Genomic DNA, 14,926 nt, shown 5'->3' on the forward strand with positions numbered 1-14,926 from the left:
ATTATTTTTGAACGGCGCTGGCTCAACAATTTGGAACATAGGTGGAAAAAATGTTTTCAGTTCTACTTGTGATTTACCTGTTGGCGGCGCTTGGTGTGATTGGCCTTGTGTTGATTCAACAAGGTAAAGGCGCAGATATGGGAGCCTCGTTCGGTGCAGGTGCTTCAAACACAGTGTTTGGCGCAAGCGGCTCAGGTAATTTCTTAACCCGAACAACTGCTATTTTAGCAACCGTATTTTTTATCATTAGCTTGCTACTTGGTCGTATGTCTACGCACAAGACTGAGTCACAATGGGTAGACCCAACGTTAGGTCAACCAGTTGTAGAACAAGTTAAAGATGCAGCGAGTGAAGTTCCAGCACCTACTGGTGATGAGATTCCTCAATAAGCTGTAAAAGTTTATGCGCCGAGATGGTGAAATTGGTAGACACGCTAGCATGAGGTGCTAGTGCCTTTGGTGTGAGGGTTCGAGTCCCTCTCTCGGCACCATGAATTTACAAACTTGTAAATCACTTGTTTGAGGGTATAATGCTCAGCAAGTCGGACGCGGGGTGGAGCAGCTTGGTAGCTCGTCGGGCTCATAACCCGAAGGTCGTCGGTTCAAATCCGGCCCCCGCAACCAATCTCTTCTTTCATTGTAAAGAATGATGCGATTGGCAAGTTTGCACAGTGCTAACCACACTGTGAGTTAAGAAAAGCATTTTTGGCTATTCTTAACGTATCAGGGTCCAGCAGCATAAAACCCCGACTTTCGGGGTTTTTTGTTATCTGAGTTTTTATAATCTCTCAGATACTGCTTGGTTTTTTGATTGGGCTCTGAGCCCTTTTTTTGTTTCTGGAGTGGTTAAAATGACTGGTTTAGAAAGACAACTTACTGAAATGCTTGAAGCTCCAGTAGAGGCATCAGGCTACGAGTTGGTTGGATTAGAATTTATTCGTGCGGGTGCGCACTCAACGTTACGTATTTACATCGACCATGAAAATGGCATCAATGTAGATGCCTGTGCAGAAGTTAGCCATCAGGTAAGTGCAGTATTAGACGTTGAAGATCCAATTTCTGTTGCTTACAGCCTAGAAGTTTCTTCTCCAGGCTTAGAAAGACCACTTTTCAAAGCAGCACATTACGAGCAATTTATTGGTCACGAGGTCAGCATCGTATTGAAAATGGCTGTTGCCAACCGCCGCAAGTGGGCAGGTACTATCCACAGCGTTGATGGTGAGACAATAGCGGTTACTGTTGAAGGGCAACAAGAAGAGTTTGCTCTAAGTAACATTTCAAAAGCTAACCTGATCCCTAAATTTTAGTTCCCTAAAAAAGTTTAAGCTTAGAGGCTAAATACAATGAGTAAAGAAATTTTAGCGGTAGCAGAAGCGGTATCGAATGAAAAAGCGGTACCTCGTGAGCGTATCTTTGAAGCTCTTGAGATTGCTCTAGCAACTTCTACTAAGAAAAAGTACGAGATCGAAATCGACGTACGTGTTGCTATTGACCGTAAAACGGGCGAATTCGAAACATTTCGTCGTTGGTTGATCGTAGAAGATGTTGAAAATCCAACAAAAGAAATCTCACTAGAAGCTGCACAGTATGAAGATCCAGAACTTCAACTAGGCGACTTTGTTGAAGATGATATCCCTTCAGTTACTTTTGACCGTATTACGACACAAACGGCTAAGCAAGTTATCGTACAGAAAGTACGTGAAGCTGAGCGTGCACAAATCGTTGAACAGTTCATTGACAACGAAGGTGACCTTATCACTGGCGTTGTTAAGAAAGTAAACCGTGAAACTGTCGTAATGGACCTTGGTAACAACGCTGAAGCGGTAATCCTACGTGATGACCAACTTCCTCGTGAAAACTTCCGTCCAGGTGACCGTGTTCGTGGTCTTCTGTACAAAGTAGCTCCAGAAGCTCGTGGTTTCCAACTGTTCATCACGCGTTCTAAGCCTGAAATGCTGGCAGAACTATTCCGTGTTGAAGTGCCTGAGATCGCTGAAGAGATCATCGAGCTTAAAGGTGCGGCACGTGATCCTGGTTCTCGCGCTAAGATCGCGGTTAAAACAAACGATAAACGCATTGACCCTGTGGGCGCTTGTGTTGGTATGCGTGGTGCACGTGTACAAGCAGTATCTGGCGAACTTGGTGGTGAGCGTATCGATATCGTTCTTTGGGATGATAACCCAGCACAGTTTGTTATCAACGCAATGGCGCCAGCTGACGTAGCATCAATCATTGTTGATGAAGATGCACACTCAATGGACATCGCAGTTGAAGCAGATAACCTAGCTCAAGCTATCGGTCGTGCAGGTCAGAACGTTCGTCTAGCGTCTCAACTAACTGGTTGGGAACTGAATGTAATGACTGTTGCAGATCTTCAGAAAAAACACGCTGAAGAATCTCAAGCATCAATCGAGAACTTCATGAAGTACCTAGACATTGAAGAAGACTTCGCTCAACTGCTTGTTGAAGAAGGTTTCTCAACGCTAGAAGAAATCGCATACGTACCAGTTAACGAACTGCTTGACGTAGACGGTCTTAACGAAGAACTTGTTGAAGAACTACGTAGCCGTGCTAAAGACGCACTAACCACTATCGCACTAGCACAAGAAGAGTCATTTGAAGGTCTTGAGCCGGCTGAAGACCTACTAGGTCTTGAAGGTCTAGAGCGTGAAATGGCGTTCAAACTAGCAGCGAAAGGTGTTGCAACACTAGAAGATCTAGCCGACCAAGGTATCGACGATTTAGAAGGTATTGAAGGCCTGACAGAAGAACGCGCAGGTGAGCTTATCATGGCTGCACGTAACATCTGTTGGTTCGGCGAAGAAGCATAATATCAGCAAGGAGGAAGCGGCATGACACAATTAACAGTTAAAGCTCTGAGTGAAGAGATTGGTACTCCAGTCGACCGCTTAATGGAACAACTTGCTGACGCTGGCATGAACAAAGCGAGTTCTGACCATGTATCGGATGAAGAGAAGCAAAAGCTTCTCTCTCACCTGAAGAAAGAGCACGGCGATACGTCGGGCGAATCTGAACCTACTAGACTGACGCTTCAGCGTAAGACTCGCAGTACACTAAGTGTTGCAGCAGGTGGCGGCAAAAGTAAGGATGTTCAAGTAGAAGTGCGTAAGAAGCGCACGTATGTGAAGCGCAGCACTATCGAAGACGATGCAAAACGTGAGGCTGAGGAAGCAGCAAAGCGTGAAGCTGAAGAGCTTGCGAAGCGTGAGGCAGAAGAACAAGCCAAACGTGAAGCTGCAGAGAAAGCACAGCGCGAAGCCGAAGAGAAAGTGAAACGTGAAGCGGATGCAAAACGTGACGCTGAAGAAAAGGCAAAACGCGCACAAGCTGAAAAGGCTAAGAAAGACATGAATGCAAAAAATGCGGATGTTAATACGCAAGCGAAGAAAGAAGCTGACGAGCTAAAGCGTCGTCAGGAAGAAGAAGCCCAACGTAAAGCTGAGCAAGAAGCAGCTAAGCTTGTTGAAGAAGCTCGTAAACTTGCAGAAGAAAACGAAGCTCGTTGGTCTGAAGAAGAGTCTAAGAAGAAAGAACTTGAAAACTCTGACTACCACGTAACCACTTCTACGTACGCTCGTGAAGCTGAAGATGCAGCTGACCGTAAAGAAGAAGGCGGTGCTCGTCGTAAGAAGAAGAAACCAGCTAGAGAAGAGCAGTCACGTGGTGGTCGTAACCAACGTGGTGGTAAGGGCCGTAACAAAGGCAAACTTGCTAAGCCAACTTCAATGCAACACGGTTTCGATAAGTCTGCTACTGTAGCAAAACAAGACGTAGTAATTGGCGAAACAATCGTTCTTTCTGAACTTGCTAACAAGATGTCGGTTAAAGCGACAGAAGTTATCAAAGTGATGATGAAGATGGGCGCTATGGCGACTATCAACCAAGTGATCGACCAAGAAACAGCACAACTTGTTGCTGAAGAAATGGGTCACAAGGTCGTTCTTCGTAAAGAGAACGAACTGGAAGAAGCAGTACTATCTGATCGCGACACTAACGCAGAAGCAGTACCTCGCGCTCCAGTTGTAACTATCATGGGTCACGTTGACCACGGTAAAACGTCAACACTTGACTACATCCGTCGTACACACGTTGCTTCAGGCGAAGCGGGTGGTATCACACAGCACATCGGTGCTTACCACGTTGAAACTGACAACGGTATGATCACGTTCCTTGATACTCCTGGACACGCAGCGTTTACTGCAATGCGTGCTCGTGGTGCTCAAGCGACAGATATCGTTGTTCTTGTTGTAGCAGCAGACGATGGCGTAATGCCACAAACAGTTGAAGCGATTCAGCACGCGAAAGCGGCTGGTGTTCCTCTGATTGTTGCTGTGAACAAGATCGATAAAGAAGACGCGAACCCAGATAACGTTAAGAATGAGCTAGCTCAATACGACGTAATCCCTGAGGAGTGGGGCGGTGAGAACATGTTTGTTCACATCTCTGCTAAACAGGGTACAAATATCGATGGTCTTCTAGAAGCTATCCTTCTTCAGTCTGAAGTTCTTGAACTTACGGCTGTCGCTGAAGGCATGGCGTCTGGTGTTGTTGTTGAATCTCGCCTAGATAAAGGTCGTGGTCCAGTTGCAACCGTACTTGTTCAATCAGGTACGCTAAACAAAGGCGATATCGTTCTTTGTGGCCAAGAATACGGTCGTGTTCGTGCAATGCGTGACGAACTAGGTCAAGAAATCACTCAAGCTGGTCCATCTATCCCTGTAGAGATCCTAGGTCTTTCAGGCGTACCATCTTCAGGTGATGAAGCAACAGTAGTACGTGACGAGCGTAAAGCACGTGAAGTAGCAAACTACCGTGCTGGTAAGTTCCGTGAAGTGAAACTTGCTCGTCAGCAGAAATCTAAACTAGAGAACATGTTCTCTAACATGACTGCTGGTGAAGTTGCTGAACTAAACGTAGTACTAAAAGCAGACGTACAAGGTTCTGTAGAAGCGATTGCAGACTCACTACTGAAACTGTCTACTGACGAAGTGAAAGTGAACATCGTTGGTTCTGGTGTGGGTGGTATTACTGAAACTGATGCAGTACTTGCAGAAGCTTCTAACGCAATCATCCTTGGCTTTAACGTTCGTGCTGATGCTTCTGCTCGTCGTGCGATTGAAGCAGCAAGCGTTGATCTACGTTACTACTCAATCATTTACCAATTGATTGATGAAGTTAAACAAGCAATGGGCGGTATGCTTGCTCCAGAATTCAAGCAAGAAATCATTGGTCTTGCTGAAGTACGTGACGTATTTAAGTCACCGAAACTGGGTGCAATCGCTGGTTGTATGGTTACTGAAGGTCTGATTAAGCGTAACAACCCAATCCGCGTTCTACGCGACAACGTTGTTATCTACGAAGGTGAGCTAGAATCACTTCGTCGCTTTAAAGATGACGTTCAAGAAGTTAAGAATGGCTACGAGTGTGGTATCGGCGTTAAGAACTACAACGACGTTCGCGTTGGCGACCAGATCGAAGTATTCGAAATCGTTGAAATCAAACGTACTCTAGACTAATTGACTAAAATTACTAAACGTCTGAAAGACAAATAGTAATTGGTTGTTGAATACACCATGGGGGGCTGGCTTGACCATCCCCCCATTCTTTCTATTTAAGAGAATGAATATGTCAAAAGAATTTAGCCGCACGCAGCGCGTATCACAGCAGCTGCAAAAAGAACTTGCGATGATCCTTCAACGTGAAGTTCGTGACTCTCGCCTAGGCATGGTTACGATTTCTGATGTAGAAGTATCACGCGATCTTGCTTACGCAAAAGTATTCGTTACTTTCCTATGTGTGGGTGAGCAAACGCCAGAATCATGCCTAGCAGCACTACGTGAGCACGAAGTGCACATCCGTATGATGCTTGGTAAGCGTATTCGCCTACGTCTAACGCCTGAAATCCGTTTCTACTACGACAACACACTAGTAGAAGGTATGCGTATGTCGAACCTAGTGTCTGAAGTTGTGAGCGAAGATAAACGTAAACAGCAAGATTCAGGTCGCGAAGAAGATCAGGCAGGGGAAGAGTAATGGCTCGTCGTCGTAAAGGTCGTCCAATTAATGGCGTTATCTTGTTGGACAAACCAACAGGTATTTCTTCAAATGATGCACTGCAAAAAGTAAAACGTATTTTCTTTGCTGAAAAAGCAGGTCATACGGGTGCATTGGACCCACTAGCGACGGGCATGTTGCCAATCTGCTTAGGCGAAGCAACTAAGTTCTCTCAGTTCTTGTTGGATTCAGACAAGCGCTACCGCGTAATCGCAAAGTTGGGTGAGCGTACTGATACGTCTGACTCTGATGGCGAAGTGGTAGAGACGCGTCCAGTTGACGTGAACCTTGAGAAGTTAGAAGCGTGCATCGACACGTTCCGTGGTGAATCAGACCAAGTACCTTCAATGTTCTCTGCATTGAAGTACCAAGGTAAACCATTGTATGAGTACGCGCGTAAAGGTATCGAAGTACCACGTGAGTCTCGTAAGATCATGGTATACGAAATTGTGCTTCACCGTTTTGAAGGCGATGAAGTTGAGATGGAAGTACATTGTTCTAAAGGCACGTACATCCGTACTATCGTTGATGATCTTGGTGAAATGCTTGGTTGTGGTGCGCACGTGACGATGCTGCGTCGTACGGGTGTTGCTAAGTACCCATATGAGAAAATGGTGACGTTAGAGCAGTTAAACGAACTTCTGGAGCAAGCTCATCGCGATGAAGTTGCGCCAAAAGAGCTGCTTGATCCGTTATTGCTACCAATGGATACTGCGGTTGAAGATTTACCAGAAGTAAACCTCAATGCAGAGCTTACCAATCTTGTTCAGCATGGTATGCCTGTACAGGTGTTCGGCGCACCTGCTGGTACGCCACTTCGAATGACTTCAGGTGAAGAGAAACTTTTCATCGGAGTCGCTGAACTAAACGATGACGGAAAAGTGGCACCAAAGCGTTTAGTGGTTTTCCGTGACGAAGCATAAGCTCACCAATGAATTGAAAATACCGGCGAAATCGCCGGTATTTTTGTATTGCGCGGATAAGGAAACTTCCCTATAATTCGCGCTTCGCGTAGCGGCTGAATCAGAGATTGGCTGCTACAACTTTAAACTTACTCTTATTAGGAGAGAATTATGTCTCTGAATGCAGAAACTAAAGCAGCAATCGTTGCAGAATACGCACAAGGCGAAGGCGACACTGGTTCACCAGAAGTTCAAGTAGCTCTACTTACAGCTTCTATCAACCACCTACAAGGTCACTTCAAAGCACACAAAGGCGATCACCACAGCCGTCGTGGTCTTCTACGTATGGTTTCTCGTCGTCGTAAGCTTCTAGATTACCTAAAAGGTAAAAATCTAGCTCGCTACCAAGACCTAATCAAGCGTCTAGGCCTACGTCGCTAATAAGCGACTGCATAGCAGTTTGTCTAAAAGGGGCTTTATGCCCCTTTTTTGTTGCCCGTTACTTATTTTGGCTGCTATAACTTAGCCAAATCAAACTTATGCCGTTATACTACACGCGGCTAAATCTCGTTTTGAGATTTTCACTAAGCTCATCGTATTACAGTCAACCAAGTCGACCAAAAGGTCGCGACTATTAAAAGTGTACTTCAGTCTGACTCAGTCCATTTTTACTAGTCGCGATTCGTAATACCTTGAGTGTCAATTAACACACTCTGAGGCGCCTTTATTCGTAAAGAACGCTCGGAAACAAGGAATAACAATGTTCGAAAAACCAGTTGTTAAAACGTTCCAGTACGGTAACCACACAGTTACTCTAGAAACTGGCGTTATCGCACGTCAAGCTACGGCTGCAGTAATGGTTACAATGGACGATACAGCAGTATTCGTTTCAGTTGTAGGTAAGAAAGAAGCGGTTGCAGGCCAAGATTTCTTCCCACTAACAGTAAACTACCAAGAGCGTACTTACGCGGCAGGTAAAATCCCTGGTGGTTTCTTCAAGCGTGAAGGCCGTCCTTCTGAAGGCGAAACGCTAACAGCTCGTCTAATTGACCGCCCAATTCGTCCACTATTCCCTGATGCATTCAAAAACGAAGTTCAGGTTATCGCGACAGTAATGTCTGTAAACCCAGACGTTCAGCCAGATATCGTAACAATGATCGGTACTTCTGCTGCGCTTGCTATCTCTGGTATCCCGTTCAACGGTCCTATCGGTGCTGCGCGTGTTGGTCACGTTGATGGCCAACTTGTTCTAAACCCAAGCAACACAGAGCTAGATGCATCTAAGCTAGACCTAGTGGTTGCAGGTACAGAATCTGCGGTACTAATGGTTGAATCAGAAGCAGACAACCTAACTGAAGAAGAAATGCTAGCTGCGGTTGTTTACGGTCACGACCAACAACAAGTTGTTATCAACGCGATTAACGAATTCAAAGCTGAAGTTGCTACTCCGGCTTGGGATTGGGTTGCTCCTGAAGAGAACACTGCGCTTAACAACAAGATTGCTGAGCTAGCAGAAGCGAAACTTGTTGAAGCTTACCAAATCACAGAAAAGATGGCTCGTTACGACCGCATTCACGAAATCGCGGCAGAAGTAAACGAAGTGCTACTTGCTGAAGATCCAGAAGCGAACACTAAAGAAATCCACACTATCTTCCACGATCTAGAGAAGACAGTTGTACGTCGTAGCATCATCGCTGGTAACCCACGTATCGATGGTCGTGAGAAAGACATGGTTCGTGCGCTAGACGTACGTACTGGCGTTCTTCCACGTACTCACGGTAGCGCGCTATTCACTCGTGGTGAAACTCAGGCGATCGTTACAGCGACTCTAGGTACACAACGTGACGCTCAAATCATTGATGAGCTAACTGGTGAGCGTAAAGATCACTTCCTACTACACTACAACTTCCCTCCATACTGTGTAGGTGAAACAGGTTTTGTAGGTTCTCCAAAGCGTCGTGAAATCGGCCACGGTAAACTGGCTAAGCGTGGTATCGCTGCAGTAATGCCATCTGTAGATGAGTTCCCATACACAGTACGTGTTGTATCAGAAATCACAGAATCTAACGGTTCTTCATCAATGGCTTCTGTATGTGGTACTTCTCTTGCTCTTATGGATGCAGGTGTGCCAATCAAGTCTTCTGTTGCGGGTATCGCAATGGGTCTTGTTAAAGAAGGTGACGATTTCGTTGTTCTTTCTGACATCCTTGGTGACGAAGACCACCTAGGCGACATGGACTTTAAAGTAGCAGGTACTCAATCTGGTATCACTGCACTTCAAATGGACATCAAGATCGAAGGTATCACCAAAGAGATCATGCAAATTGCGCTTAACCAAGCTCAAGGTGCACGTAAGCACATCCTATCTGTAATGGATGAAGCAATCTCTGGTGCTCGTGAAGACATCTCTGAATTTGCTCCTCGCATTCATACAATGAAGATCAGCTCAGAGAAGATCAAAGACGTTATCGGTAAAGGTGGTGCAGTTATCCGTGCTCTAACGGAAGAAACTGGTACAACTATCGAAATCGAAGACGACGGTACTATCAAGATTGCAGCAACTGAAGGTGCTGCAGCGAAAGAAGCTATCCGTCGTATCGAAGAGATCACTGCTGAAGTTGAAGTAGGCCGTATCTACACTGGTAAAGTAGCTCGTCTAGCAGACTTTGGTGCATTCGTTACTATCCTTCCAGGTAAAGATGGTCTAGTACATATCTCACAAATCGCTGAGAAGCGTGTTGAGAAAGTGTCTGACTACCTAGCTGAAGGTCAAGAAGTTCAAGTTAAAGTTCTTGAAATCGACCGTCAAGGCCGTGTACGTCTAAGCATGAAAGAAGCAGTAGAGAAGCCAGCAGAAGAGGCGTCTGACGCATCTGAAGCGAAAGGTGAGTAATCTTAGTTTCGACTTTTGGTCTTTTATTAGCTTAAGAGCCTGAAAGCATGCTATAAAAGGGGAGCATTTTCGCTCCCTTTTTTTTGGTTTGTTTCGAAGTATTTACCCTCAAATGAGGTTAACTATCCTATAGTGCATAAAAGAGAAACAGACCCAGAGCGGTCCAAACAGGAGTACTAATTAGTGAAATGGTTTCAAACCGCAAGTTTATGTGTTGCTATCGCGCTGACCGGTTGTGCTAATACATCTCAACAGTCATCGGAGAAATGGATTTATCCACCGATGGCCGTTCCTCTGCAGCCGAGTGTTCAACAAGAGGTTCAGATCGCGCGTCTGTCTCAGCTTTTACAACGCCCTGATCTAAGTGATGAAGTGCGCGCAAAAATGCATTACGAACGTGGTAACTACTACGACAGCGTTGGCCTTCGTGATCTTGCTCGTTTGGACTTCAACCAGTCTCTACAATTAAACCCTGCTCAACCTGATATATTTAACTTACTTGGGGTGTACTTTACCCAGGTAGGTGAATTTGATGCGGCTTATGAAGCCTTTGACTCAACGTTAGAATTAGCACCAGAAAACTCTTACGCAGAACGTAATCGAGCCATTGCGTTGTACTACGGCGGTCGAATTGATCTTGCTTTAGAGGACATGACTAAGCACTACGAAGAGATGCCTAGTGACCCATTCCGTGCATTATGGTTATACATCATAGAAGCAGAGCAAAACCCTGAGCAAGCGAAAGCGAACTTAGAAAAACGCTACCAACGTGATCGCAGCGAAGAGTGGGGATGGGTGCTTGTTGCCATTATGCTTCGTGATGTGTCAGATGATGCCGCACTTAAAGCTATTATGGATGGCACGCGTGAAAATTACCGCCTTGCGGAGCGCCTGACAGAAACCTACTTTTATTTAGGTAAGCGCTATCAACTGGAAGGGGATGTGGCTGATGCAATTGCCTTGTATAAATTGGCGATTTCTTTCAATGTGTATGAGTATGTTGAGCATCGTTACTCTTTCCTAGAGTTGGCTCAAATATACGATAGGCTACAACAAGAACAGCTGGCTAAACTCAAAGCCGAGCAACAAAAAGAAGAAACAAAATAACAGAAGGCCGCTCACTTAGAGCGGCTTTTTTGTGCTTGAAGATTTTGAACCTCTTCACTAAAATAGTTAGCCTTGCTAACTAAATGGATTGTACTCAATGGCATTAGAAAAAAGCTTGATTGATTTGGAACGTTTTTGTGCAAAAGCGTGGCGTGTTTATGCCAAGGAAGATCCGCTTTCTCATTTGAGCTTTAACGAGTTTGATTATCTACGAGTGATCCAGCTTTACCCAGAGGGCGTTCGAATTACGGACCTTGCTGAGGATCTTCAGGTGACAAAACCTTCCGCTTCTAACATGGTGGTTCGTTTGGAGAAAAAAGGATTAGTACAACGCATTGCTTGTAATGAAGATGCACGTTCAAAGCGTGTTCTTTTAACGGAAGAAGTCATTCAAGAAATGTCGTTAGAGCAAGTGGTTTACAAGGATATTTCTGAACAACTCGTGCGTAAACTTGATAAACAAGAAGCACAGCAACTGAAAGCGCTACTGGATAAAGCGCTCGGAAACTAAACATACATTTTATTCTTTTATCTATTTAGTTAGCCTTGCTAACTATTGGTGGTAGTCATGCAAAACTCTATATATAAACAGTTTTGGAAATACACAATTCCGACCGTTGCAGCCATGTTGGTCAACGGCTTATATCAAGTCGTAGATGGCATTTTTATCGGTCGTTATGTAGGGGCTGATGGATTAGCCGGGATCAATGTAGCCTGGCCGATCATTGGCTCGATACTTGGTATTGGTATGATGGTAGGCGTAGGTACGGGTGCACTCGCCTCTATCAAACAAGGTGAAAAAGACAGTGAAGGTGCTAAACGTATTCTTTCAACTGGTCTTTTGCTTTTAGTTGCTTTGATGCCTGTCGTAGCAACAACTTTGTTCTTCTTCGCTGATGACTTTATTGGTTGGCAAGGGGCTGAAGGGCGAGTATACGAACTTGGTTTGCAGTACCTGCACATCTTAAGCGTGGCGTGTGTGTTCTCGTTAGGTTCAATCGCAGTGCCGTTTTTGCTGCGTAACGATGATAGCCCGAACTTAGCCACCATCTTGATGGTGATTGGTGCCGTGATCAATATCGTGCTTGATTACCTGTTTATTGCTTGGCTTGGTTGGGAGCTTGAGGGCGCAGCTATTGCGACTGCGTTAGCACAGATGGTGGTCACCATTCTTGGTGTGGGATACTTCTTTACTTCCAGAGCCAACATGCGTTTGTCTTTCAGTGACTTGAAGATGCAGTTTGATGTTATCCCTAAGATTGTCATGATCGGCACATCAAGCTTCTTCATGTACGCATACGGCTCAATGATGGTCGCGCTGCACAACGCGCTGTTTGCTCAGTATGGTAGCGCTCTGTTAATTGGTGCTTACGCCATCTTGGGTTATATCGTTACGGTCTACTACTTGATCGCGGAAGGCATCGCTAATGGTATGCAGCCTTTAGTGAGCTATAACCATGGCGCACGCAACCAAGACAATATTCGTAAGCTGTTGAAGGTCGCAATGGGCACGTCAGTGCTCGGTGGTGTCGCGTTTGTTATTTTGATGAACATCTTCCCGTATGAGTTTGTCTCGGTGTTCAACAATGCCGATCAAAACCTGATTGATGCGACAGTAGTCGGCATTCGCCTCCATATGTTTGCATTGTTCTTGGATGGTTTCTTAGTGGTTGCTGCGGCGTACTACCAATCGGTGAACAAAGGCAGCAAAGCCATGTTTGTGACCATTGGCAACATGGTTATCCAATTACCGTTCCTGTTTATTATGCCCAAGCTATTTGGTGTGACGGGTATTTGGATTGCATTCCCACTATCTAACATTGCTTTGAGCTTAGTGGTGATGAGTATGTTGTGGCGTGATATTAAGAAGTTAATGAATGAGAGTACTGTAGAGCCGAGTGTTCAAGTTTCTTAATCGAAAAACGCAAACGAAAAAGCGAGGTTAACACCTCGCTTTTTTATTGGCTTGAAAACCCTGAGAAGGGCTTAGATGTTCTTCACTTCTAAGCCAGCAAGCTGATGCCAATAACCGTTACATTGGCGGTCTTGGATCTTGCCTGGGTTAGTGCCTTTCTCGTTTGAACGGAATTGGTCTAGTTCAGAGAAGGTACTGATACCGAGTGGGCTTAGACGAACCACATCAACCAAACCTTCCATGCTCGGGAGATCATTGACCAAGTTGTAGCAGTAACCCGATTGAGTCTGAATGCCATTTAGGTTGAAGACTTCTTGACCTTCTTGGCTGCTGACTTGGATACCTGTTGGGTACTTAATACAGCAAGTTTCGCAGTCGTCTTTGGCTTTGTTTTCTGCACGAGCGGTAAAGCAGCGTGCCGAGTAAGCCAGTGGCAGGTAACCATGGCTGAAAACTTCCACTTCAAACTTATTGCGAATACCCAGCTCGTCACATTGAACCAGCGTGTTGCTGAGCCACTCACGCGATAGCTCTACTGGCATACACCAACGGGTCATGCCTTGTTTTAGGAACAAGTTAAGCGTGTGGGCGTTGTATGTATTAACCGCTGGGCCTACTACGAAAGGCACTTTGTGTTCAGAAGCCAGTTGAACCGCAGACACATCGTTAGCTTCAATCGCGAAGTCACCGTTGTCGATGTACTTTTTCATGATGTTGACTTCACTTGGCGCTTCTAATAGTGCCATCGTTGAAAGCACCACTTGTTTACCAGATGTAGACAGTTCTTTCGCAATATCAAACCAGTGCGCAGGTTTCATCTCTCGACGTTTTGAACACACGGTTTCACCTAGATAGATGATGTCCGCAGAACTTGATTTTGCTTGCTCATAAAACGCTTCAATATCTTGCTTTGGCCAGAAGTACAACAGCGGACCAAGTGCGTATTTCATTGAGTTATCCATCTTAACCTCTACTGCCATTTACGGTGGTAAGCACCAAGTGTGGTTTGCGTACCTTCCGATACGTTTGCCAACGCTGCATCCCAAGCCGCTTCTACTTGGTAAGCCTCTGGGTTTGCTTGGTAACGATCAATCGCTGCACGCCATGTGCGCGTTACTTGTTCTACGTACGCAGGGCTACGTTGGCGGCCTTCAATTTTTACTGAAGCCACATTTGCCGCAAACAGCTCAGGTATCATAGAAAGGGTGTTTAAACTGGTTGGCTCTTCCAGTGCGTGGTAGCGTTTCTTCTCGCCTTCAATTTCAGCGTCGAAACGACCTTTACACAAGGTTGGGTAGCCCGCGTTTTCACCGGCGCTGTAGCGATCGATCAGGATGTCGTTAAGACGAGATTCCAGACCGTTTTCTGTTTCTTGCCAGCGAACGTATTTCGCTGGAGAACACGCACCCACGGTGTTTGGTGACTCGCCGGTCATGTAAGACGACAAGTAACAACGACCTTCTGACATGATGCACAAACTACCAAAAGCAAAGACTTCCAGCTCGACATCGCTGGTGATGTTGCGAGAAAGCTGTTTTACCTGATGGATAGACAGTACGCGAGGCAGTACAACGCGCTTCACGTTGAAGTTTTGTTTGTAGAAATCAACAGCCGCAACGTTGGTCGCTGAGGCTTGCACAGATAAGTGCAATTCTAGTTCAGGGTATTTGCGAGCAGCGTATTCCAGAACCGCAATGTCAGCGACAATCAAAGCATCAACACCAAGAGCCGCTGCGTTATCGACGGCATTTGTCCAGCGATCAAAGCCATTTGGATGGGCAAAGGTGTTGAGCGCAACGTGGATCTTTTTGTTGCGGTCATGAACGTATTGCACCGCTTTTTCTAGCTTCTTGCCGTTAAAGTTAAGACCAGCAAAGTGACGAGCGTTGGTGTCGTCTTTAAAGCCGATATAGACGGCGTCTGCACCGCAATCAATCGCGGTTTTTAGCGCAGGCAAGTTACCCGCAGGACACAAGAGTTCCATATGCTCACAATTTTAGAGAATAAAAAGGTGCCCGCATTTTATGAAGAATTA

General features: G+C 45.5%; 13 protein-coding genes and 2 tRNA genes. 13 read left to right on the forward strand and 2 right to left on the reverse strand.

The genetic code is table 11. The features are described from left to right. The first annotated feature begins 50 nt into the window (after nucleotides 1-50). The 13 genes from secG to vmrA all read left to right on the forward strand — a co-directional run bounded on the left by secG (nucleotide 51) and on the right by vmrA (nucleotide 12,891). A complete protein-coding gene (gene secG / locus C1S73_RS14090) occupies nucleotides 51-389 on the forward strand; it encodes a preprotein translocase subunit SecG (RefSeq protein WP_010649836.1) in 339 nt (112 codons plus the stop codon). Nucleotides 390-406: 17 nt separating this feature from the next. Further along, a tRNA-Leu gene (locus C1S73_RS14095) sits at nucleotides 407-490 on the forward strand. 56 nt (nucleotides 491-546) lie between these two features. Then, a tRNA-Met gene (locus C1S73_RS14100) sits at nucleotides 547-623 on the forward strand. Nucleotides 624-850: 227 nt separating this feature from the next. Next, a complete protein-coding gene (gene rimP / locus C1S73_RS14105) occupies nucleotides 851-1,306 on the forward strand; it encodes a ribosome maturation factor RimP (RefSeq protein ID WP_038865875.1) in 456 nt (151 codons plus the stop codon). 36 nt (nucleotides 1,307-1,342) lie between these two features. Next, nucleotides 1,343-2,830, forward strand: a complete 1,488-nt coding sequence (nusA, locus tag C1S73_RS14110; protein WP_038865878.1) for a transcription termination factor NusA — start codon at nucleotides 1,343-1,345, stop codon at nucleotides 2,828-2,830. Between the two features lie 21 nt (nucleotides 2,831-2,851). Next, nucleotides 2,852-5,536: a translation initiation factor IF-2 gene (gene infB / locus C1S73_RS14115; protein ID WP_038865880.1), complete on the forward strand. Its 2,685-nt coding sequence runs from the start codon at nucleotides 2,852-2,854 to the stop codon at nucleotides 5,534-5,536. A gap of 109 nt (nucleotides 5,537-5,645) precedes the next feature. After that, nucleotides 5,646-6,053: a 30S ribosome-binding factor RbfA gene (gene rbfA, locus C1S73_RS14120; protein ID WP_005449148.1), complete on the forward strand. Its 408-nt coding sequence runs from the start codon at nucleotides 5,646-5,648 to the stop codon at nucleotides 6,051-6,053. Next, nucleotides 6,053-6,997, forward strand: a complete 945-nt coding sequence (gene truB / locus C1S73_RS14125; RefSeq protein WP_038865882.1) for a tRNA pseudouridine(55) synthase TruB — start codon at nucleotides 6,053-6,055, stop codon at nucleotides 6,995-6,997. The genes rbfA and truB overlap by 1 nt, the downstream gene beginning before the upstream one ends. A 150-nt stretch (nucleotides 6,998-7,147) precedes the next feature. Then, nucleotides 7,148-7,417 carry a 30S ribosomal protein S15 gene (gene rpsO, locus C1S73_RS14130; protein ID WP_005380094.1) on the forward strand — a complete coding sequence of 90 codons (270 nt, stop codon included), beginning with the start codon at nucleotides 7,148-7,150 and terminating at the stop codon, nucleotides 7,415-7,417. A gap of 319 nt (nucleotides 7,418-7,736) precedes the next feature. Further along, a complete protein-coding gene (pnp, locus tag C1S73_RS14135) occupies nucleotides 7,737-9,869 on the forward strand; it encodes a polyribonucleotide nucleotidyltransferase (RefSeq protein ID WP_038865885.1) in 2,133 nt (710 codons plus the stop codon). A gap of 183 nt (nucleotides 9,870-10,052) precedes the next feature. Next, the gene (gene nlpI, locus C1S73_RS14140; RefSeq protein ID WP_038865887.1) at nucleotides 10,053-10,976 is read left to right on the forward strand and encodes a lipoprotein NlpI; all 924 of its coding nucleotides are present in this window, start codon (nucleotides 10,053-10,055) and stop codon (nucleotides 10,974-10,976) included. A 97-nt stretch (nucleotides 10,977-11,073) separates the two neighbouring features. Further along, nucleotides 11,074-11,487, forward strand: coding sequence for a MarR family winged helix-turn-helix transcriptional regulator (locus C1S73_RS14145; RefSeq protein ID WP_038865889.1), 414 nt, complete (start codon nucleotides 11,074-11,076; stop codon nucleotides 11,485-11,487). 57 nt (nucleotides 11,488-11,544) lie between these two features. Next, nucleotides 11,545-12,891 carry a sodium-coupled multidrug efflux MATE transporter VmrA gene (gene vmrA, locus C1S73_RS14150; RefSeq protein ID WP_038865891.1) on the forward strand — a complete coding sequence of 449 codons (1,347 nt, stop codon included), beginning with the start codon at nucleotides 11,545-11,547 and terminating at the stop codon, nucleotides 12,889-12,891. Between the two features lie 71 nt (nucleotides 12,892-12,962). Here the strand turns inward: vmrA and C1S73_RS14155 are convergent, their stop codons facing one another. Both C1S73_RS14155 and ubiU read right to left on the reverse strand, forming a co-directional pair. Next, nucleotides 12,963-13,841 carry a U32 family peptidase gene (locus C1S73_RS14155; protein ID WP_038866052.1) on the reverse strand — a complete coding sequence of 293 codons (879 nt, stop codon included), beginning with the start codon at nucleotides 13,839-13,841 and terminating at the stop codon, nucleotides 12,963-12,965. Between the two features lie 20 nt (nucleotides 13,842-13,861). Continuing rightward, nucleotides 13,862-14,875 carry a ubiquinone anaerobic biosynthesis protein UbiU gene (gene ubiU, locus C1S73_RS14160; protein ID WP_038865894.1) on the reverse strand — a complete coding sequence of 338 codons (1,014 nt, stop codon included), beginning with the start codon at nucleotides 14,873-14,875 and terminating at the stop codon, nucleotides 13,862-13,864. Nucleotides 14,876-14,926 lie beyond the last annotated feature (51 nt).

The organism is Vibrio jasicida 090810c (genome assembly GCF_002887615.1).
GTDB classification, from domain to species: Bacteria; Pseudomonadota; Gammaproteobacteria; order Enterobacterales; family Vibrionaceae; genus Vibrio; species Vibrio jasicida.

What these genes read in the sequence shown, in the direction of transcription:
- secG (WP_010649836.1), top strand. Translation starts at nt 51, where the DNA reads ATGTTTTCAGTTCTACTTGTGATTTACCTGTTGGCGGCGCTTGGTGTG.
- rimP (WP_038865875.1), top strand. Translation starts at nt 851, where the DNA reads ATGACTGGTTTAGAAAGACAACTTACTGAAATGCTTGAAGCTCCAGTA.
- nusA (WP_038865878.1), top strand. Translation starts at nt 1,343, where the DNA reads ATGAGTAAAGAAATTTTAGCGGTAGCAGAAGCGGTATCGAATGAAAAA.
- infB (WP_038865880.1), top strand. Translation starts at nt 2,852, where the DNA reads ATGACACAATTAACAGTTAAAGCTCTGAGTGAAGAGATTGGTACTCCA.
- rbfA (WP_005449148.1), top strand. Translation starts at nt 5,646, where the DNA reads ATGTCAAAAGAATTTAGCCGCACGCAGCGCGTATCACAGCAGCTGCAA.
- truB (WP_038865882.1), top strand. Translation starts at nt 6,053, where the DNA reads ATGGCTCGTCGTCGTAAAGGTCGTCCAATTAATGGCGTTATCTTGTTG.
- rpsO (WP_005380094.1), top strand. Translation starts at nt 7,148, where the DNA reads ATGTCTCTGAATGCAGAAACTAAAGCAGCAATCGTTGCAGAATACGCA.
- pnp (WP_038865885.1), top strand. Translation starts at nt 7,737, where the DNA reads ATGTTCGAAAAACCAGTTGTTAAAACGTTCCAGTACGGTAACCACACA.
- C1S73_RS14145 (WP_038865889.1), top strand. Translation starts at nt 11,074, where the DNA reads ATGGCATTAGAAAAAAGCTTGATTGATTTGGAACGTTTTTGTGCAAAA.
- vmrA (WP_038865891.1), top strand. Translation starts at nt 11,545, where the DNA reads ATGCAAAACTCTATATATAAACAGTTTTGGAAATACACAATTCCGACC.
- C1S73_RS14155 (WP_038866052.1), bottom strand. Translation starts at nt 13,841, where the DNA reads ATGAAATACGCACTTGGTCCGCTGTTGTACTTCTGGCCAAAGCAAGAT.
- ubiU (WP_038865894.1), bottom strand. Translation starts at nt 14,875, where the DNA reads ATGGAACTCTTGTGTCCTGCGGGTAACTTGCCTGCGCTAAAAACCGCG.